We start from the raw sequence: 19,700 nt of genomic DNA, 5'->3' as shown, positions 1-19,700 counted from the left end.
CGGTGGCTGGCCGCCAACGGCGCGAGGACCACGCCCTCTTCGTCGATCCACGGTCGGTCGACGCTGCTACCTATGGCGCGGGTGAGTGTGCCGGGGCCGCGCCTTGTACATGGCCGGGCGGCATCTCCCCACCAGGGTCGGCGCAACCGGATCAGCGCATCCCGGCCGCCAGCGTGCGGGCGAGGGGATCGATCATGTCTTCCGGAATGCGGCGCGCGATCGCCGGCATCGCATCCTGCGGCAGGCGCGCATCGGGTGTGCCCTCCTCCGCCTGCCAGCCGCGCAGGCGCGCGGCGATGTAGCCGGCGCGCTGCCCGGCGAGCTTGGGATACAGCGGGGAGCGGCCGGGGGCATGGCAGCTCGCACAGGCAGGCAACTGCCTATCCGGCAGCCCGTCGGCGATGATGCGCACCGCCGCCGCATCGGGGGTGGCGGGCCGCGACGGCCCAGACGCGGGCATCGCCGCGAACCGGTCGGCGAGTCGGCGCATCGTCGCGTCGTCCAGCGGGGCGGCGGCCTGCGCCATCACGCCGCTCGCCCGCCTGCCGGTGGCATAGGCGCGCAGCGTGGCGTGCAGGTAGGCGGCGTTCTGCCCGGCGATCACGGGGATGTCGCGCTGGCCGCGCCCCCGCCCGTCGGCACCGTGGCAGCCCACGCAGGCGGCGATCGGATCGGCCCGCGCCGCCGTCATCGTCGCGCGGCCCACCAGCGTCTCGTAGCGGGCCTGCGTCATGGTGGGCAGCGCGCGGACGAAGGCGGTCATCCGGCCGATCTCGTCGGTGCGGTCCAGCGCGGGCCACGCGGGCATGCCGGTGTATTTCACGCCGTGGCGCAGGATCCAGAAGATCTGGCGGTCGCTCCATTCACGCGCGTTCACCGCCAGATCGGGGGCGGGCGGCGTGGCGGCCTGCATCACCGGCGAGGGGCGGCGGCCCGGCGCGCCGTGGCAGATCGCGCAGGAGGCGTCGAAATGCCCGGCCGCGCTCACCATGCCGGTGGGGTCGGCGGCGTCCTTGGGCACCGAGAAGGCGGCGTGGGTGCGCACCGAGTTCCGCATCGCCCAGTGCAGGAACCAGTCCGTCACCGGCCAGTGGCCCGAGGAGGCGGCGATGTTGAAGATGCCGCTCCAGGCGAACAGCAGCCCCGCCAGCGCCAGCGTGACGAACGCGGCCACGGCGCGGCCCCAGGTGATCCGGATCGTCACGCCGCCTCCCGCCGCATCGAGAGCAGCCCGGCGAGGATCGCCAGGCCACCGATGAAATAGTTCGCCGCGCCCACCATCAGCATCACCACCCCGCCGAGTTGCTGATCCTCCAGCGGGCCGAGTGCGTGCGCGCCGTGCATCGCGTACAGCGGCCGGGGGGCAAGGCCGATCAGCGCGCCGAGCAGCGTCATGTGCATGGAGGTGAGCAGCAGCGCGCCGACGCCCGCCATGCGCTGCCCCGCCGCCAGCACCGCCGACCACAGCAGCAGGCCGGCGGTGGCGAACATCACCTGTTCCAGCGCCAGCAGCGCCGGGGCGGCATCGGCGAGGCGGCGCAGCGCGGGCAGGTGCCACCCCCATACGACCACGAGTTCCACCACCGACATCGCCAGCGGCGTGACGATCGCGGGCCAGCGCCGTGCCGGATCACCGGCGGTGCCGCGCAACCCGATCGCCAGCAGCGGCGCGGCGACGGCCACGGCGATCATGTGCCCGGCCATGTGCCCCACCATGCCGAAGCCGCCGGCCGCCGCGATCCACCCCACGGGCAGCAGCGCGATGCCGCCGGCCAGGCCTAGGCGCCTCACCGGCAATCGCCGATCAGCATCACCGGAATGGCAGTGAACACGACCGCGACGAAGCTCAGCCCCGCCAGCAGCATCGTGCTGTAGGCGATGAAGCGCAGGCGATCGATATCGGTGCCGCCATCGTGCGGAGCGGGCGTGCCGGGGGTGCGCGTCTGCGCCCAGGCGATCAGGCCGGAGGCGACGATCAGCACCAGTGCCAGCCCTGTGCCGACCGCGAAGGTGATGGGAAAGCGCGCGAAATACCCCACCTTCTCGCACGAGATCGCGGCCCACAGGTAGGAGAACAGGAAATGCGCGGCCCACAGCGTGGGCGGCACGATCAGCGTCCACAGCGTGACCTTCAGTTCGCGGACGCGGTGGCCGATCCCGCGCTTCATGCCGCCGCCGGAAACAGGCCGATCGTGGCGTAGGCGACGATGGCGGTGAGCGCGAGGAAGTGCTGGTACACGGTGATGTTGTGCAGATCGGCATCATAGGCGGGCGGCATCCTGCCCGCCAGGCTGCGGGCCAGCGCATAGGCCTGCATGATCGCGCCGATGCCGCTGTGCGCGGTGGTCCAGATGGCGAGCGTCCACACGATGGCGGGGTAAACGTGGAGCGTGGGGCGAAGGTCCGTCAGCCACGGCCCGGCGAGGCCGGCGGCAAGGCTGGCGAGGCTGGCGAGGATGCCGAACGCCAGCAGCCCGCGCGCCGCGCTCACCTGCCCGCGCGCATGGATGATCCGCGCAACAAGCGTGGCGGCCCAGCCGGCCAGCACCAGCGCCAGTGCCGCCATCGGCCAGAATGCGCCCGGCCCGTCCATCCCCGGCCCGGCGGGCGGGAACTCGGGGTGGATCGTCCAGAAAAAATAGTAACCGAAGACGAGGCCGGAGAAGGCCGTCGCATCCGCCATCATCGTGATGAACATCGCCCACCAGCCCGAGGAGGACGGCCCGGAGATATACAGCGGGATGGTCAGGCCGTGGCCGATCGACTTGCCTGCTTTTTCCGGTATTTCAGCGGTGCCCGTCCACAGCCACCACAGGATCATGGCCAGCGTGGTGACGCCGCAGCCCAGCGCCGCCCAGTAGAGGTGGTAGGTGGTCAGGATGAACACCCCGCCCAGCGCGATGGCGGTGAACATCGGCTTGAAGCTGGGCGTGCCGAGGCGGACCACCTGCAACGGCCGCGCATCGAGCACGGTGGTCACGATCGTCTCGCGCCGCCCCTCTTCCGCATCGGGCAGGAAGAAACGGCCCTCGTCCACCTTCTCCACGAAGCCCGGCTGGTCCCAGATCGGATAGCGGCTTTCGATCAGCGGAACGGAGCGGATGCCCCAGTCCTCGTCCTCCGGGTGCGCCAGCCATTCCAGCGTGCCGGCGTTCCACGGGTTGCGCTTGCCCTTCTTGCGGGTGGGCGACAGGCACAGGTCCACGCACACCAGCGCCACGCCGGCGGCGAACAGGAAGGCGCCGATCGTGGAAGCCATGTTCAGCCCGCCCAGCCCCAGTTCGGCCGGATAGGTGAACACGCGGCGCGGCATGCCCATCAGCCCGGAAAAGTGCATCGGGAAGAAGGCGAGGTTGGCGCCGGCGAACATCACCCAGAAGGCGATGCGGCCGAGGCGGTCGGACAGCTTTTTCCCCGTCACCAGCGGCCAGTAGTAATACAACCCGCCGAACAGCGGCAGCAGCGTGCCGCCCAGCAGCACGTAATGCAGGTGCGCCACGATGAAATAGGTATCGTGCGCCTGCCAGTCGAACGGGGCCACCGCCACCATCACGCCCGTCAGCCCGCCGATCACGAAGATGGCGAGGCTGCCGGTGGCGTAGAGCAGCGGCGTGGACCAGATCACCCGGCCTGCCCACAGGGTCGCGATGAAGCAGAAGATCTGCACGCCGGTGGGAATCGCCACCGCCTCCGACGCGGCGGAGAAGAAGGCGAGGCTGATCTTGGGCAGCCCGGTGGCGAACATGTGGTGCACCCACAGCCCGAACGACAGGAAGGCGGTGCCCACCGCCGCCAGCACGATCCACGGATAGCCGAGCAGGTGGCGCTGCGAGAAGGTGGGGATCAGCATCGCGAACAGCGCGATCGAGGGCAGGAAGATGATGTACACTTCGGGGTGGCCGAAGATCCAGAACAGGTGCTGCCACAGCAGCGGATCGCCGCCGCGTGCCGCATCGAAGAACGGCCAGTCCAGCAGCCGTTCCATCTCGAACAGCACGTCGCCCGCGATCAGCGGCGGGAAGGCGAACAGGATCATCACCGCCACGACGAGGATGTACCACGCATAGAGCGGCATCAGGTTCAGCCGCATCCCCGGCGGGCGGCATTTCAGCACGCCGACGATCAGCTCCACCGCCGCCGCCACCGACGACACCTCGATGAAGCTGAGGCCGAGCATCCAGATGTCCGCGCCCAGCCCCGAAAGGTCGGTGCGGGTGGTGAGCGGCGGATACATGAACCAGCCGCCATCGGGCGCCACGTTGAAAAAGATCGATCCGCCGACGAACACGCCGCCGATCAGGAAGCTCCAGTAGCCGAAGGCGGAGAGGCGGGGGAACGGCAGATCACGCGCGCCCAGCAGCTGCGGCAGCAGGATGATCGAGACCGCCTCGAACATCGGCACCGCGAACAGGAACATCATCATCGAACCGTGCAGCGTGAACAACTGGTTGAACGTGTTCGCGCTGACGAGATCGTTGTCCGGCACCGCCAGCTGCGCGCGCATCACCAGCGCGAGCACGCCGGCGAACAGCATGAAGACGAAGGCGGTGAGCGTATACCAGATGCCCACCCGGTTGTTGTTCACGTCGCTCCACCGCAGGAACAGGCCGGCGGGCGGCTTCCACACGGCGCGCAGCCGGTCCTCCTGCGCGGTGCGCACCGCCGGGTCGTTCTGCGCCGTGTGGTCCAGCGCCACGTCATCAAGGGGAGGCGCGGTCATTTCAGGCTTTCGAGATAGCGCGCGATCGCCTGCGTATCGCCGGGGGAGAGGTGACGGAACGCCGGCATCCGCGCACCGGGCTTCACCGATCCGGCATCGCGGACGAAGCGGGCGACATTGGCCGTCGTCATCGGCAGGATGCCGGCGGCCAGCGTGGCGCGCGCGCCGAAGTGGGTGAGGTCGGGGCCGATCGACCCTGTGCCGGCGGTGCCGCGCACGGCATGGCACCCGCCGCAGCCGTTGGCAGTGAACAGCGCCGCGCCGGGGGCGCTGGCAACGGGCGCGGCGGGGCGGGCCTCGGCGGCGAGCCATGCATCGAAGGCGGCGGGCGGCATCGCGACCACGTCGAACGCCATCAGCGCGTGGGACAGCCCGCAGAACTCCGCGCACACGCCGCGATAGCGCCCGGCCTTGTCCGCGCGCACGACGAGGCGGTTGGTGCGGCCGGGGATCATGTCCATCTTGCCGGCCAGCCCCGGCACCCAGAAGCTATGGATCACGTCGCCCGCGCCCAGCTCCAGCACCACGGTACGCCCGACCGGCAGGCGCAGCTCGTTGGCGGAAACGACCGGCGGACGGTTCGGCGGGCGATAGGCGACGCGCCACCAGAACTGCTCGCCGACCAGCGCCACGCGCAGGTCGGCCGGGGTGGCGGGCGCGGGGCGCATCGCGGGCAGCGTCCACACCAGCAGCGCGCCCAGCACCACGGTGGGCACGATGCCGCCCGCCCACAGCACCAGCCGCATCCCGCCGTCATGCGTCAGCCTGCCGGCAGGCGCACGCATCGCCGCGACGACGAGGGCAGCCACGCCGAGGAAGATCACCACCGCGCCGCCGACCAGCAACAGCGTCATCCCCCGGATATCGGCCGCATCGCGCCCGAACGGGGCAAGCGTGGACTGATGCATGTTGCACCCGGCCAGACAGGCGAACAGCGCCGGAGCGGCGCTCCGGAAAAGGGGGCGGGACATTGGTGCCGTATCTAGCAATGCGCGGCCCGATCGGTCCAGCCGCGCGCAACAGTTTGTAACAGGCAGGCCGTCCGGATTCCCGCCGCCATCCCGAGGCTTCGAAGTCGGATAAGACTTTCCCGATCATCCTGAGGAGGGGCCGAGCGACGCCGCAGGCGGCGCCGAGCGGGGGCCCCACGCCATTTCGACAGGCTCGATGGCTCCCCGGGACGAGCGGTCGAGTGGTGACCTCATATCATCCAGCTCCGGCGGTGCCCGTCGAGCCAATGCCCCGGTCCCGGCAGGCCGCGTGCGCCCGTGTCGCATACCCGATCCGCCCGGCTCACCATGCGACGAACCTCGAGGCGCCTGTCTGCGTTCGGCATGGCATGAACATCGCGCCTGCCGCCGACACCACCGACGAGGCTTCCTGGGCGCTGGTGGCGATCATGGCGGGCCTCTGCCTCGTCGCCGGGCATGGCATGGGCTTTACCGTCAGCCTGCCGCACGCCATCGCCCCCGCGCTAGGCCTGCTGATCCTCGCCGCCGGCCTCGTGACGGGAAAGCGGCGGAACCGGCCCCGGCTGGCGGCGGGGGCGGCCGCCTTCCTCCAGATGACGCTGTTCACGATCATCGGCGTCGTCCTCGCCTATGTGCTGGCGGCGCGGACGGGGCCGCTGTGGGATGGGGCGCTGGCGGCGGCCGACGCCCGGCTGGGGCTGGACTGGGCCGCGATCCACCGCGCGCTCGACGATGCGCCCGCGCTCGTATGGCTGGGCGGCATCGCCTATAACAGCCTCGTCGCGCAGATGGTGGGGTGCATCGTGCTGCTCGCCGCGACGGGCCGGCTGGGCCGGCTGCGTCTTGCGGTGGCGGCGGCGATCGCCAGCGGCATCGTGACGATCCTGATCTCCGGGGCGATGCCGGCGATGGGCAACCTGTTCGATCCGGCCGGCTACCACCGCCTCTGGCCGTCGATCGCGTGGCTGGAGCGGGATCTGATCGCCGGCCTGCGCGACGGATCGGCGCGCGTGCTGGACCTCGGCCGGCTGATGGGGATCGTCAGCTTCCCCAGCTATCACGCGACGCTGCCGGTGATCCTCGCCTGGGGGGTGCGCGACGTTCCGTGGCTGCGGGTCGCCGCGCCGGTGTGGGCGGGGCTGACGATCCTGGCGACGCCGGTGTTCGGCGGGCATTATGCCGTCGACGTGATCGCCGGCCTCGTGCTGGCCGCGATCGCGATCCGCATGGCGCCCGCGCTGGTCGCGCTGCCGCACCATCTCCGCTCGCTTTGCCGGCGGGCTGCCCCATATGGGGAATCATGCTAGGGGCGCGATGCGCGATCGAACACGGATTCGGGGTTGGTGAATGGCCTGGTTTGAGAAGGTGGCCCTGGTGGGAGGCATGGTCCTCTTCATGGAATGCTTCGCCTGGGCGACACACAAATATGTGATGCACGGCTGGGGCTGGGGCTGGCACCGCTCGCATCACGAGCCGCACGACGGCGCGTTCGAGAAGAACGACCTCTACGCCGTCACCTTCGCGCTGATCGTGGTCGCGCTGTTCGTCGCCGGCACGCGGTGGGAATTTCTGTGGTGGATGGCGCTGGGCATCACGCTCTACGGCGCGATCTACGCCTTCGTCCACGACATGATGGTGCATCAGCGGTTCGGCATGCGCTGGGTGCCGCGCCGGGGCTATTCAAAGCGGTTGCTGCAGGCGCACCGGCTGCACCATGCGGTGAAGGGCAAGGAGGGCGGCGTCAGCTTCGGCTTCCTCCTCGCGCCCGACCCCGCGCGGCTGAAACGCCGGCTGGCCGATCGCGCGATGCGATGACGGACGCCCGCCGCGATACGCGCTACGGCCTCGCCCTCGCGGCGGCGATCATCGTCGCATGGCTGGCGGTGCATATCGGCGGCATCTTCCTGTGGCGGTGGAGCGTGGCGACGACCCCGATCGCCATCGCGCTGATCCTGATCCAGTCGTGGCTCAGCACCGGCCTGTTCATCATCGCGCACGATTGCATGCACGGCTCGCTCGCCCCCGGCCGGCCCCGGCTGAACGCAACGGTGGGTACGCTGTGCCTGGCCGCCTATGCGGCGCTGTCCTATGCGGCGCTGTTCCCGAAGCATCACGCGCACCATGCCGCGCCGGGCACGCCGGACGACCCCGATTTCCATGCCGCAGCACCGCGCCGGGTGCTGCCGTGGTTCGTCAGCTTCTTCCGCAACTATTACACGCACGGGCAGATCCTGCGGATCACGGCGGCGGCGATCGTCTACGGGCTGGCGGGGGCCTCGATGGTGAACATCGTCGCCTTCTGGGCGGTGCCGGCGCTGCTGGCCCTGGCGCAACTCTTCCTGTTCGGCACCTATCTGCCGCATCGCCACGGTGCCATGCCGTTCGCCGATAGCCACAACGCGCGCAGCACCCCGCTGTCACCGCTGGCGTCGCTGGTGACGTGCTTCCATTTCGGCGCCTATCATCACGAGCATCACCTCAGCCCCGCCACGCCGTGGTGGCGGTTGCCGGGCGTCAGGGGGCATTCGCCAGCGCGGCGTTGATCGTGATCGCGGCGCGGCGGGCACCGCCCCCGGCGGCGATCTCCCGGGCGATTCCCTGCGCGGCGGCACGGCAGGCGGGGATCTCGACGACATCGCCCAGCGCCTCGGCCAGCGCGCGGACGGTCAGGCCGTGAGGGGAAAGCACGCGCGCTGCCCCGATCCGGGCAAGCCGCGCGGCGGTCGCCGGCTGCTCGAAGGCGATCGGCAGCGCCACGATCGGCAGCCCGGCCGCCAGTGCATCCAGCACCGAGTTGAACCCGCAATGCAGCACGGCGGCGGCGCAGCGACGCATCACCGCCTCCTGCGGCCAGAACGCGCGCACCAGCGGGTCGCCGGGCAGCATGGCTTCCCCGGCGGGGTCCAGGCCGCCGCCATGCGCGATCACCGCCCGCGCGCCGATCGCCGCGCACGCCGCCGCCATCGTCGCGAACAGGGCGGGGCGCGAACCCTGCAACGTGCCGAGCGAGCAGAAGACCAGCGGCCGGCCATCGTCAGGCAGGTCCACGTCCGGGCCCGGCGCATGCCGCCACGGCGATCCGTAGAGGAAGCCCGGCGGCAATGCGGCGCGCGGGTAATCCAGCCCGCGCGGGCATTGTGCGACGTGCAGGCGCGCGCTGCCCCCGTTCCGGTCCAGCCCCCAGTCGGCCCGAGCGGCATCCAGCACGCGCGTGATCGGGCGCATCAGTGCATCCGATACCGCATAGCCGCCGCGATTGCGGAACCGCCCCCATGCACCCGGGCGATAGCGCCAGCCGAGGAACGGCGGGGGAATGGACGCCTCCCGCATCAGCGGCAGGCCCGTCACCGCCGCGACATGCGGAATGCCCAGATGGCGGGCGATCAGCGGGCCGGCCGGTTCCACCGCGTCGGCGATCATCGCATCGGCGCCGATCCGCCGCAGCACGTCGGGCGCGCCGTGCAGCAGCGCCTGCGTCATGGCGGCCGTCGCGCGGATCATGCGCGGCAGGCCGATCGGCCCGGTCGCATGCGCCAGCTTGGCCAGATAGTCGTCGAGCAATCCGGCAGACCCGGCCCGCTCGGGCAGCGGCGCATGGCCGATCGCCGGGTCGCTCACGAAACGGGCGGCATCGGCCAGGTGCACGACCGTGACCCGCCACCCCAGCGCCACCAGTTCGGCCCCCAGCACCTGCAACGGATTGAGGTGGCCGGGCAGCGGCGCGGTGATGATGGCGATATGGCGGGCGGCAGTGGTCACGCGGTCCGGGAGTGCGGGCACGCGCCGATCCTTGCCGGCCGCGCACCGCCCGACAGGACGGGCGAGATGCCGGGGGCGGGAGCTAGGGGAGCAGCGTCGTGCAGGCGGGTTCCTCCGGGAATGACAGGTGTGGCAGCACGAACGTGCGATCGTGGCGGAAGTAGCATGGCCGGTGTCATCACGTTCATATTGCTCGCAACCTTGGCGGCAGGCGAGGGGAGTACAGGCTGTCCCGGCCGACGTGTCGCCTCGCAATGCGCGCCGCCGCAACCTTCCAGGCAGGGATCGAATCCGGACGGCGGCTCCGGGGCGGAAATGGCGCGATGGAGTTGCCGCCGCCATGCCTTATGAAACCCGCCTTGCCCCGCGAGCGCCGCCACCGGCGCGGGCGGTGGAAACGGGGGACGGGATGAAGCGGTCCGATGCGGAGCAGGTGCAGGCGGTGTCGCCGGGCACCATGCCGTTTCCATCTCCGGACGCCCTGCTGCCGGGGCGGCGGGGCGTGGGCGGGCCGGGGTTGCGCGTTGCGGACAGCCGTCTCTCCAGCCCCGGGTGGGATGCCTTCCGCAGGGCCGCGCCGATGACGCGTGCGTTCAACCACCTCGTCGCCGGCGTGCGTTTCCGCGAGAAGTTCGGGCGCTGGCCGCTGCCGCCGGCCGATCCGGCGGCGACTGTCAACGATCTCGTCTTCGCCCGCATGATCGACCCGTGCTGGTCGCCGCTCCAGCGCGCCTTCGTGGACAAGGAAACCGCCAAGGCGCAGGCATTGCGGCGGGCGCCGTGGCTGCGCGTGCCGGAAACGCTGGCGGTCGTGGCGATGGACGATGTCCGCTCGGTCGAGGATCTGTATGCCCGGCTCCTGCCGTTTGCCGGGACGAACGCGATCGCCAAGCCGGCGAACGCCAGCGGCGCGGCCACCTTCATGCGCGATGTCGCCTCGCCGGCGGACCTGCGCGACCTCCACGATCTGGCATCCGTCGACTATGCCGTCGTGATGCGCGAGATGCAGTATCGCGGGTTGCCGGGGAAAGTGATCGTCGAGGCGCTGATCCCCGCCCCGGCGGGCCGCCCGCCCGACGACTGCAAGTTCCACTGCGTGCGCGGCGAACCGCTGGTCTGCCAGATCGACCATGACCGTTTCGGCGCGGCATGGAGCCGGCTGTTCCGCGTGCCGGATTTCGTGCCGATGCACGCGGGCGATGGCCTCGACCGGCCGGAGGGGCATCGCCTGCCCGCCCCCGCGCGGCTCGCCGCCATGATCGCGGCGGCACGGGCGCTGGCCGAATCGTTCGATTACGTCCGCGTCGACCTGTATGACGGCGCGGACGGGGTGTATTTCGGCGAGCTGACCTTCACGCCGGCCGCCTCGCTCGGCATCGCCCCCTCATCCGAAGGCTGCCATCGGGTGAGCGAAACCCACCGCGTGTTCAGCCGGATCGTGATGGACGCGATCAGGCGGGCATAGGCCGCACGCCTACCAGCCGTCGTCGAGCCGCAACTGGCGCCCGCGCGGCAGGGCGGGCGGGCGGTGGACCGACCACCGGCGCGCATTCCACGCCCGCCGCTGGACGATCTCGCCGAACCGCCAGAACCGCGTCGTGCGTTCGTGCGCACCGGCCCGCACCACCGTCCAGCATTCCTCGATCGGCAGTGCCACGATCCGGTGGATGTGGGTGGCCGCGATCCGGTGGACGGTGCCGGGCGCGCGCTCCACCAGCGCACTGTGCCAGCCGCCGTCCGGCCGGATCGAGAAGACCTCCTCGACATAGCCGCCGGCGATGATCTCCGTCTCGAACGGCCACGGGTGATCGTGGGGGTGGGCGAACGGCTCGGGCCGGGTGAAGCGGTGCAGCGCGCGGCCGTCGTCGAGATGATATTTGACGAACGCCGGCGACATCCGCTCGACGCGGACGATGGTGGTGCCCGGCGGCGCATGATCGCGGGCGATCCGGGGAATGCGCTGGGTCACGCGGCTGCCATGCCACCGCGCGGGCTGGGCGGGAAGCGGGCGCCGTCATGCCGATCGCCACGTTTGCGTTGCAAGCGCACGGCGGTGCGACCACATGCGCGGACCGGATGCAACGGCACCGGGCCGAAGAGGATGCCCCGCCAACCGGGGATACGACCGAATGCCGACCATCACCGATGCCACCACGGGCGATGCGCCCGCCCCGTCCCGCAGCGATGCCCCGCCGCACGGTGCGGGCCTGGCCGAGCTGGGGCTGGCGCTCGGCGGCTTCGCGCTGGGCACCGGGGAGTTCGCCTCGATGGGGCTGCTGCCCAACGTTGCGCGCGACGTGCATGTCTCCGTACCCGTCGCCGGGCACATGATAAGCGCCTACGCACTGGGCGTGGTGATCGGCGCGCCGCTGCTGGCGGCGGTGTTCGCGCGGACGGGGCGGCGGGCGATGCTGATGGGGCTGATGGCCTTCTTCGCGATGGCCAACCTGCTGTGCGCGGTCGCCGCCAGCTACGGCCTGATCGTGGCCGCGCGCTTCCTCGCCGGGCTGCCGCACGGCGCCTATTTCGGCATCGCCTCGCTGGTGGCCGCCTCGCTGGTGCCGCCAGACAGGCGCGCGCAGGCGGTGGCGCGGATGATGCTGGGGCTGAGTTCGGCCAACATTGTCGGCGTGCCGTTCGCGACATGGGTGGGGCAGGTGGCCGGCTGGCGCGCGGCGTTCGTCGTCGTCGCCGCGATCGGGCTGGCGACCGCACTGCTCTGCCGCCTCGCGCTCAACCCGATGCCCGCGCCCGACAACGCCAGCCCGCTGACCGAACTCGGCGCGTTGAAGCGGGGGCAGGTATGGCTCACGCTCGGCATCGCCGCGATCGGTTTCGGCGGCGTGTTCGCGGTGTACAGCTACATCACGCCGATGCTGACGGTGGTGACGGGCATGGGCGAGGCGCATGTCCCGCTCGTGCTGTCGGTGATCGGCATGGGCATGGTCGCGGGCAGCCTGTTTGGCGGCTGGCTCGCCGATCGCGGGGTGATGCGCGCGATCTGGATCACGCTGCTGCTCAACGTCGTCACGCTCGGCCTTGTCGCGGTGACGGCGCACAACGTGGTGGCGGTGACGATCAACATGTTCTTCGTCGGGTTCGCCGCGCTGTCGATGGGGCCGGCGTTGCAGACCCGGCTGATGGACATCGCCGCCGACGCGCAGGCGCTGGCCGCCTCGCTGAACCATAGCGCGTTCAACATGGCCAACGCGCTGGGGGCGTGGCTGGGCGGGGTGGCGATCGCCGCCGGCCTCGGCTGGACCTCGACCGGGCCGATCGGCGCGATGCTGGCGCTGGGCGGACTGGCGATCTGGGCGGTGGCGTGGCGCACCGCGCGGGGCACCCCGGCCGCTGCATGATCGAGGCGGCGGCGGGATATCGCTATGTCTGTTGGGTCGTCGCCGGCGCCTTTCCGGAAAAGCCATGCGCCTGCTGCCCCGTCCGTGCCGCGCGCCGCCGCAGATAGCCGTCGAAGCCGATCTCGCAACCGACCATCATCAGGATGAACGTCTGGAAGGCGATGCCGACGAACAGCGAGCCGACCATGTAGATCAGGTGCGCGTGCTGGAGCGCGGTCGCCAGCGGCGCGATCCATTCGTCGCCGTCCGTCGCCCTGCGCCAGCGCCGCCGCACCGCCTCCATGCGGATCAGCCCGAGCAGGTGCAGCGATATCCACATGATGAAGCCCGGAAAGCCCTGCTCGCCCAGCATCTCGAAATAGCTGCTGTGGTAGGCGCGGCCGGCGTCGTAGTCCTTGAAATTGGTCGTCGTCTGGCTGTTGGCGTCGCCCGTCGTCGATTTCAGGTCGATCGTCAGCCGGTTCTGCATGTAGGCGTTGAAGCCGCCGCCGGCCGGATGATCCTTGACGTACCCCCACGTCCATTTCCACACCGCCAGCCGGGTGGAGGCGGAACTGTCGCCCTGATAGCCCTGGATCGTCTCCATCCGCTTGCCGTAGCTGTCGGGCAGCAGCTGCACCGCCGCCACCCCGGCGACGGCCATCAGCGTGACGTAGAGGAAGCGCCGCTTCGTCGCGCGCAGCATCAGCACCGCCAGCACGGCGATGCAGACGAGGCCGGTGCGGGCCTCGGTGCCGACCGGGATCAGCAGGCAGGCGAAGATCAGCGCGGCGGCATAGCCGCGCACCCGCCAGTCCGCCGGGAAGACGGTGCCGTATTTGGCGAGGAACAGGATCAGCGGGATCACCGCCACCGCGAAGGTGGAGATGATGCTCCCCTCGTACAGGCCGCTGTTGTTGGCCACCATCAGGTTCAGCGCGCCGTAGCCGCCGCCCGATGCCAGCGTCTTGACCCCGCCGACCACCACGATCGAGGAGACCGACAGCACCATGAACAGCAACAGCCCCTCGATCCGGGCGCGGGTGCGCAGCGTGAAGGGGAGGAAGATGGCGAAGGCCAGCGCCTTCCACACCCACCCCCATTTATCGAGCGCCTCGATCGGAAAGTCGGCGTTGAGCGTGGTGTAGAAGGCCCAGCCGAGCAGCAGGATCATCAGGCACTGGCGCAGCGCCAGGCGGGTGCCGCGCTTGTCGTCGGCCAGCAACCAGCCGCCCACCGCCAGCCCCACGCAGATCAGCGAGATGGGCACCGCGTTGAGCAGGTAATAGGACAGCCGCTGCGGCGAGACGATGTCGACATAGACATAGGCCAGCACGAACAGGAACGGCCGTTTGAAGCCGAACGCCAGCAGCGTGGCGAGGAACGCGACGAAGGCGAGGTCACGCACCCGGCGCGTCCTCCGCCGCCTGATGCTCCCCGATGCCCGTCTCGACGTCCAGATCACGCCGGCGCAGCAGCCGCCACGCCGCTAGCATCATCAGGCCGTGCGACAGCGCCAGGGAAAACAGGTCGATCACACGGTCTTGCGTCCCTCGGCGCGCTACATCTCGCCGCGGGCGCGGCAAAAGGCTATGGTAGCCAGACAAGAGGCCTAGCCACATCGGATTGACGCGGCGTTAAGCCTCCCGTGCGAGAAAAGCGATCATGCGCATCCTTCACGTGCTCGACCACAGCCTGCCGGTCCATAGCGGCTACACCTTCCGCACGCGTGCGATCCTGAAGGCGCAGATCGGCATGGGGTGGGAGGTGGCCGGCCTCACCGGGCCGCGCCAGTCGCTGTTCGGCGACTCGCCGGCGGAGGCGGACGGCCTGCGCTTCTTCCGCACCGCCGCCGTGGCGCCGGTCCGCTCGCCGTTGCGCGAATGGCGGGAGATCGCCGCGCTCGGCCGCCGGCTGGACGAGGTGATCGCCGAATGGCGGCCGGACCAGCTCCACGTCCATTCGCCGGTGCTGAACGCGCTGGCCGCGCTGCGCGTGGCCCGCCGCCACAAACTGCCGCTGGTGTACGAGATTCGCGCCTTCTGGGAGGATGCCGCCGTCGGCAACGGCACCGACCGCGAGGGATCGGCGCGCTACCGCGTGACCCGCGCGCTGGAAACCCACGCCGCCCGCTCGGCGGATGCGGTGGCGGTGATCTGCGAGGGGCTGCGCGGCGATCTGGTGAAGCGCGGCATCGCGGCGGACAAGATCATGGTGTCGCCCAACGGCGTCGATCTCCACATGTTCGGTGATCCGCCCCCGCCCGATACCGCGCTGGCGGCCGAACTGGGGCTGCCCACCGGCGCCGACGCGCGCGAGGTGGTCGGCTTCATCGGCTCCTATTACGACTACGAGGGGCTGGACGATCTGATCGCGGCGATGCCCGCGCTGCTCGCCGCCCGCCCGGCCGCCCACCTGCTGCTGGTGGGCGGCGGGCCGATGGAGGCGGCGCTGAAGGCGCAGGCCGCCGCCTCGCCGGCCGCCGACCGCATCACCTTTGCCGGGCGCGTGCCGCACGATCAGGTGGAACGCTATTACAGCCTCGTCGATATCCTCGCCTATCCGCGCAAGGCGATGCGGCTGACCGAACTGGTCACACCGCTGAAACCGCTTGAGGCGATGGCGCAGCGCCGCCTCGTCGCCGCCTCCGACGTGGGCGGGCATCGCGAGCTGATCGAGGACGGCGTGACGGGCACGCTGTTCCCGCCCGACGATCCGCCCGCGCTGGCAGCGGCCCTCGCCGCGATGTTCGCCGATCGCGCCGGCTGGCCGCATCGGCGCGACGTGGCGCGGTCGTTCGTGGAGCGCGATCGTAACTGGTCGTCAAATGTTTCGCGTTATGCGCCATTATACCTAAAGCTGGCAGGCCGGGGGTGAGAGGCATGGATTCGACCGCAAGAAGGACATGGCCCGGCCCGGCCACGCTGCGCCGGCTCGATCCGTGGCTCGGCCCGGTTTCGGCGGTTTTGCTGGGGTTCGCCACCGCTTTCTTCCTGATCGCGATGCCGCTGGACGTGCTCGCCGCGGTCGTCGTCTCGGTCGGCCTGCCGCCGGCCGTCGCCGAGTCGCCCGTCGTCCTCGCACTGGTGATCGCGCTGATGCTGGCCGCGGCGACGTGGGCCGGGTTCCATCGGCTCGGCCGCGCGGGCAGGGTACGGCCCGCCCCGGTCGCCCTGGCCCCGGCTGCTGCGCCGCCCGTCGCCGCCGCGCCCGTGCTGCGCCGGACCGATGCGCATCCCGACGCACCGGCACGCCGGCCGATCTTCGCCGCAAGCGATCTCGGCCCCCCGCTGGACCTGATCGATCCGTTGCCGGCGGACGATCCGCGCGGCCTGCCTGCACAGCCATCCGTATCCGAAAACCCCGCGTCGTCTCCGGCCGCCTCGCCATCGATCTCGCCGCCCCCCGCGATCGATCCGGGGCATGCCGAAAAGACGTCCGTCCCCGATCCGCCCGCCGCCGCCTTCGCCTATCCCACCGTCTCGGTCGCGCCCGCCGCGGCGACGCTGGTCGAGCCGCCGCCGTCGCTTACCCGGGTGATGGCCCGGCTTGAGGCCGGTCTTGCCCGCAAGGCGGTGGCGCAGGGGGAGAGGGAGACCAACGTCACCCCGCTCAAACGCGAGATCCCGCCGTTCCGCGGTGACCTGCGTGACGCGCTCGACGAGATTCGCGGGAAGAGCGCCGGCGGACCCTGACGCGCGTCAGCCGTCCTCGACGGTGAGCGCCTCGATCGTCAGCGCGATGCCCTGCGTCGTCTCCGTTCGTGCCGCCACCACGATGTCGGCGACGAGGTGGCCCGGCAGTCGATAGTCGGCCCGCGTCAACCGCACGGCGAACGCATCGGCGTGTCCGGGCGATGCCGGCTCCAGTTCGAAGCGGTGACGCGCCCCGGCGAAGGTGGCGCTCGCCCAGGCTTCGCTGTGCGCGGCGCGCAGCCCCGGCATCGGATCGCCCGTCGTGCGCATCGCGCGCAGCAGCAGCGTCTGTGCGTCCTGCATCATGCCCCCCGCGTCTGGCGGTCGATGTAGCCCAGCACGCGCGCCTCGGTGCGCCGGCGCGGCTCGCGGCCGTTGCGCAGGTCGAGCACGAAGCGGGGATCGCGCACCGCGTCTCGTCCGAAACGGGTCGGGGCCGTGTTGCTGGCGCGCAGATACTTCTCGATGACAGGAAGGAGTTGCATCTTTGTTCCTTTTTTAGGAGGGAATGTTCCGTTATTGTTCGTCCTATCATCTATGCGAAGTCCTACTTGTCTAGGAACTCTCCTATCCGGAATGGGCTAGAATTATGCCGAACGACGATCCGAGGGCTGTTCTCGACGCGGCGATCCACCAGCGCGGTGAGGATTATTCCTCTCTGTCGCGACTGATCGGACGCAATGCCGCGTATATTCAGCAGTTCATCAAGCGCGGCGTACCGCGTCGGCTGGCGGAGGAGGATCGCCAGCGGCTGTCGCGATACTTGTCCATCCCGGAGGAAAAACTCGGCGGCCCGCGTCGGCCGGTAACCGAGACGGTCGATGCCGGGGCGGCGCGCGGCCGCGCCGCCGATCTGGTGCTGGTGCCCCGTCTCGATATTCGCGCCTCTGCCGGTCATGGTGCCGCCGATGGCGACGAACGGCCGGTGGCACGGCTCGGCTTCCACCCCGGCTGGCTGCGCGAGATCACCGGCGGCAGCCCGGCCGGTCTGTCGATGATCCGGGTCTCGGGGGATTCGATGGTGCCGACGCTGGCCGACGGCGACGAGATCCTCGTCGATCGCGACGATGCGGCGGACCGGCTGCGGGACGGCATCTACGTGCTGCGGGTGGACGACACGCTGATGGTGAAACGGTTGGCGATCGATCCGTCGGCCCGCTCGATCACCATCGTCAGCGACAATCCCGCCTATCCGGCTTGGGCGGATCGCCACCCGGGTGAGATCGAGGTCATCGGCCGCGCGGTCTGGGCGGGGCGACGGATCGCCTGACTGTAAATAACATTACAAGTTTACGAACGCTCACCTGTTCTACCGCACCTCAAGACGCTGAAAATTGACAATGCGGCGCCGGGTTACTGCCGGATGACGCTACCTGTGGCGCGACAGCAGGGAGCCATCCGATGAGCTATCAGGATCACATCAACACCACCGAGCAACTCGTCCGCAACTACAACGGCACATGGGACGGGATCAGCCCCGAGGCGGTCGCGCGGATGCGGTTGCAGAACCGCTTCAGGACCGGCCTCGACATCGCCCGCTATACCGCGAGGATCATGCGGCAGGACATGGACGCCTACGATACCGATCCGGCGAACTACACCCAGTCGCTGGGATGCTGGCACGGCTTCATCGGCCAGCAGAAGATGATCGCGATCAAGAAGCATTTCGGCTCCACCAAGCGCCGTTACCTCTACCTCTCGGGCTGGATGATCGCCGCGCTGCGCTCCGGCTTCGGTCCGCTGCCCGACCAGTCGATGCATGAGAAGACGAGCGTGCCGGCGCTGATCGAGGAACTCTACACCTTCCTGCGTCAGGCCGACTCGCGCGAGCTGGGCATGATGTTCCGCGATCTCGACCATGCCCGCGACGGCGGCAACGAGATCGAGGCGCAGCGGCTGACCCACGCGATCGACAACTACGAGACGCACGTCGTGCCGATCATCGCCGATATCGATGCCGGCTTCGGCAATGCGGAAGCGACCTACCTGCTCGCCAAGAAGATGATCGAGGCGGGCGCCTGCGCGCTCCAGATCGAGAATCAGGTGTCGGACGAGAAGCAGTGCGGCCATCAGGACGGCAAGGTCACCGTGCCGCACGAGGACTTTCTCGCCAAGGTCCGCGCCTGCCGCTACGCCTTTCTCGAACTGGGCGTGGAGGACGGCATCATCGTCACCCGCACCGATTCGCTGGGCGCCGGCCTCACCAAGCAGATCGCCGTCAGCAAGGAACCGGGCGATCTCGGTGACCAGTACAACAGCTTCCTCGACTGCGAGGAGATCGATCCCGCGACCGCCCGCAACGGCGACGTCATCCTGAACCGCGACGGCAAGCTGCTGCGGCCCAGGCGCCTGCCGAGCAACCTGTTCGAGTTCCGCAAGGGCACCGGCGAGGATCGCTGCGTGATGGACTGCATCGCCTCGCTGCAGAACGGTGCCGACCTGCTGTGGATCGAGACCGAGAAACCGCATATCGAGCAGATCGCCGGCATGGTCGATCGTATCCGCGCGGTCGTGCCCAACGCCAAGCTGGTCTACAACAACTCGCCCAGCTTCAACTGGACGCTGAACTTCCGCCAGCAGGTGTTCGATGCGTGGGAGGCCGCCGGCAAGGATATGTCCGGCTACGATCGCGCCCGGCTGATGAGCGTCGATTACGACGCCACCGAGCTTGGCGACGAGGCCGACGAGCGGATCCGTACTTTCCAGCGCGATGCGGCGAAGCGGGCAGGGATCTTCCACCACCTCATCACGCTGCCGACCTACCACACGGCCGCGCTCAGCACCGACAATCTGGCGAAGGACTATTTCGGCGACGCGGGGATGCTCGGCTACGTCAAGGGCGTGCAGCGCAAGGAGATTCGCGAGGGGATCGCCTGCGTGAAGCACCAGAACATGTCCGGCTCGGATATCGGCGACGACCACAAGGAATATTTTGCCGGGGAGGCGGCGCTGAAGGCCGGCGGGGCGCACAACACGATGAACCAGTTCGCCGCATAAGGCGCATCACCGGGAGGGGTGCCGGCCCGGGGGAGCGATCCCCCGGGTTTACCGTATACCTGCTGGTGATCGATCGTTCGTCGAGGCGGTGGCGGTCCGGTCGACACCCGGCACATGGCCGGGGCTATCGCGCGTCGGCGCTCAGGGCCTCGGCGAGTGAGTCGCGGATCATGCGCAGTTCCGCCAGCAGGGCGGGGGCGGGCGGTTCTGCATCCTGCGG

At 70.0% G+C, this 19,700-nt stretch carries 20 protein-coding genes; 9 read left to right on the top strand and 11 right to left on the bottom strand.

The genetic code is table 11. The features are described from left to right. Window positions 1-151: 151 nt before the first annotated feature. From FOY91_RS07245 to FOY91_RS07225, 5 genes are read right to left on the bottom strand one after another with little or no spacing between them, the layout of a single operon-like run. Entirely contained in the window at window positions 152-1,204 is a 1,053-nt protein-coding gene (locus tag FOY91_RS07245) for a c-type cytochrome (RefSeq protein WP_145149591.1), read from the bottom strand. Beyond that, window positions 1,201-1,791 carry a cytochrome c oxidase assembly protein gene (locus FOY91_RS07240; RefSeq protein ID WP_145149589.1) on the bottom strand — a complete coding sequence of 197 codons (591 nt, stop codon included), beginning with the start codon at window positions 1,789-1,791 and terminating at the stop codon, window positions 1,201-1,203. The genes FOY91_RS07245 and FOY91_RS07240 overlap by 4 nt, the downstream gene beginning before the upstream one ends. Then, window positions 1,788-2,168, bottom strand: coding sequence for a hypothetical protein (locus FOY91_RS07235; RefSeq protein ID WP_145149587.1), 381 nt, complete (start codon window positions 2,166-2,168; stop codon window positions 1,788-1,790). The genes FOY91_RS07240 and FOY91_RS07235 overlap by 4 nt, the downstream gene beginning before the upstream one ends. Further along, window positions 2,165-4,720 (bottom strand): cytochrome c oxidase subunit I, encoded by a 2,556-nt coding sequence (gene ctaD / locus FOY91_RS07230; protein ID WP_145149585.1) that lies wholly within the window; start codon window positions 4,718-4,720, stop codon window positions 2,165-2,167. Before ctaD ends, FOY91_RS07235 begins: the two co-directional genes overlap by 4 nt. Continuing rightward, a complete protein-coding gene (locus FOY91_RS07225) occupies window positions 4,717-5,691 on the bottom strand; it encodes a cytochrome c oxidase subunit II (RefSeq protein ID WP_145149583.1) in 975 nt (324 codons plus the stop codon). Before FOY91_RS07225 ends, ctaD begins: the two co-directional genes overlap by 4 nt. A gap of 368 nt (window positions 5,692-6,059) precedes the next feature. Here FOY91_RS07225 and FOY91_RS07220 point away from each other — a divergent pair, with 368 nt between their 5' ends. Genes FOY91_RS07220 through FOY91_RS07210 form a run of 3 tightly spaced genes read left to right on the top strand, consistent with a single transcriptional unit; the run spans window position 6,060 to window position 8,234 of the window. Beyond that, window positions 6,060-6,998, top strand: coding sequence for a phosphatase PAP2 family protein (locus FOY91_RS07220; RefSeq protein ID WP_162527169.1), 939 nt, complete (start codon window positions 6,060-6,062; stop codon window positions 6,996-6,998). Window positions 6,999-7,038: 40 nt separating this feature from the next. Beyond that, a complete protein-coding gene (locus FOY91_RS07215; protein ID WP_145149579.1) occupies window positions 7,039-7,506 on the top strand; it encodes a sterol desaturase family protein in 468 nt (155 codons plus the stop codon). After that, window positions 7,503-8,234 (top strand): fatty acid desaturase, encoded by a 732-nt coding sequence (locus FOY91_RS07210; protein WP_145149577.1) that lies wholly within the window; start codon window positions 7,503-7,505, stop codon window positions 8,232-8,234. Before FOY91_RS07215 ends, FOY91_RS07210 begins: the two co-directional genes overlap by 4 nt. Here FOY91_RS07210 and FOY91_RS07205 read toward each other — a convergent pair. Continuing rightward, window positions 8,206-9,471 (bottom strand): glycosyltransferase, encoded by a 1,266-nt coding sequence (locus FOY91_RS07205; protein WP_238995292.1) that lies wholly within the window; start codon window positions 9,469-9,471, stop codon window positions 8,206-8,208. The two genes, FOY91_RS07210 and FOY91_RS07205, sit on opposite strands and share 29 nt — an antisense overlap. Window positions 9,472-9,790: 319 nt before the next feature. Between FOY91_RS07205 and FOY91_RS07200 the strand changes: the two genes are divergently transcribed. Then, on the top strand, window positions 9,791-10,915 hold the full coding sequence (locus tag FOY91_RS07200; RefSeq protein WP_145149575.1) for an ATP-grasp fold amidoligase family protein: 1,125 nt from the start codon (window positions 9,791-9,793) through the stop codon (window positions 10,913-10,915). Window positions 10,916-10,924: 9 nt separating this feature from the next. Here FOY91_RS07200 and FOY91_RS07195 read toward each other — a convergent pair whose 3' ends face one another. Beyond that, window positions 10,925-11,419, bottom strand: a complete 495-nt coding sequence (locus FOY91_RS07195) for a hypothetical protein (RefSeq protein WP_145149573.1) — start codon at window positions 11,417-11,419, stop codon at window positions 10,925-10,927. A 160-nt stretch (window positions 11,420-11,579) separates the two neighbouring features. On the opposite strand from FOY91_RS07195, the gene FOY91_RS07190 reads away from it, so the two are divergent. Further along, window positions 11,580-12,809, top strand: a complete 1,230-nt coding sequence (locus tag FOY91_RS07190) for an MFS transporter (protein ID WP_145149571.1) — start codon at window positions 11,580-11,582, stop codon at window positions 12,807-12,809. 22 nt (window positions 12,810-12,831) lie between these two features. Here FOY91_RS07190 and FOY91_RS07185 read toward each other — a convergent pair whose 3' ends face one another. Together FOY91_RS07185 and FOY91_RS21970 are read right to left on the bottom strand one after the other, a co-directional pair. Then, the gene (locus tag FOY91_RS07185) at window positions 12,832-14,196 is read right to left on the bottom strand and encodes a putative O-glycosylation ligase, exosortase A system-associated (RefSeq protein WP_145149569.1); all 1,365 of its coding nucleotides are present in this window, start codon (window positions 14,194-14,196) and stop codon (window positions 12,832-12,834) included. After that, window positions 14,189-14,326: a hypothetical protein gene (locus tag FOY91_RS21970; protein WP_203234516.1), complete on the bottom strand. Its 138-nt coding sequence runs from the start codon at window positions 14,324-14,326 to the stop codon at window positions 14,189-14,191. The genes FOY91_RS07185 and FOY91_RS21970 overlap by 8 nt, the downstream gene beginning before the upstream one ends. Before the next feature lie 127 nt (window positions 14,327-14,453). Here FOY91_RS21970 and FOY91_RS07180 point away from each other — a divergent pair, with 127 nt between their 5' ends. Together FOY91_RS07180 and FOY91_RS07175 are read left to right on the top strand one after the other, a co-directional pair. Then, complete coding sequence (locus tag FOY91_RS07180) at window positions 14,454-15,665, top strand: TIGR04063 family PEP-CTERM/XrtA system glycosyltransferase (protein ID WP_145149567.1); 1,212 nt, start codon at window positions 14,454-14,456, stop codon at window positions 15,663-15,665. 5 nt (window positions 15,666-15,670) lie between these two features. Next, window positions 15,671-16,483: a hypothetical protein gene (locus FOY91_RS07175; RefSeq protein WP_145149565.1), complete on the top strand. Its 813-nt coding sequence runs from the start codon at window positions 15,671-15,673 to the stop codon at window positions 16,481-16,483. Between the two features lie 6 nt (window positions 16,484-16,489). Here the strand turns inward: FOY91_RS07175 and FOY91_RS07170 are convergent, their stop codons facing one another. Together FOY91_RS07170 and FOY91_RS07165 are read right to left on the bottom strand one after the other, a co-directional pair. Then, window positions 16,490-16,789 (bottom strand): hypothetical protein, encoded by a 300-nt coding sequence (locus FOY91_RS07170; RefSeq protein WP_145149563.1) that lies wholly within the window; start codon window positions 16,787-16,789, stop codon window positions 16,490-16,492. After that, window positions 16,786-16,968, bottom strand: coding sequence for a hypothetical protein (locus tag FOY91_RS07165; protein ID WP_145149561.1), 183 nt, complete (start codon window positions 16,966-16,968; stop codon window positions 16,786-16,788). The genes FOY91_RS07170 and FOY91_RS07165 overlap by 4 nt, the downstream gene beginning before the upstream one ends. Window positions 16,969-17,072: 104 nt before the next feature. Between FOY91_RS07165 and FOY91_RS07160 the strand changes: the two genes are divergently transcribed. Together FOY91_RS07160 and FOY91_RS07155 are read left to right on the top strand one after the other, a co-directional pair. Beyond that, window positions 17,073-17,753 (top strand): S24 family peptidase, encoded by a 681-nt coding sequence (locus FOY91_RS07160; protein WP_145149559.1) that lies wholly within the window; start codon window positions 17,073-17,075, stop codon window positions 17,751-17,753. 131 nt (window positions 17,754-17,884) lie between these two features. Then, window positions 17,885-19,480 (top strand): isocitrate lyase, encoded by a 1,596-nt coding sequence (locus FOY91_RS07155; RefSeq protein WP_145149557.1) that lies wholly within the window; start codon window positions 17,885-17,887, stop codon window positions 19,478-19,480. Window positions 19,481-19,700: the final 220 nt, after the last annotated feature.

The sequence above is a fragment of the Alterirhizorhabdus solaris genome (genome assembly GCF_007785815.1).
In the GTDB taxonomy this organism is placed as follows: domain Bacteria; phylum Pseudomonadota; class Alphaproteobacteria; order Sphingomonadales; family Sphingomonadaceae; genus Alterirhizorhabdus; species Alterirhizorhabdus solaris.
This window is presented reverse-complemented; position numbering and strand designations above follow the sequence as displayed.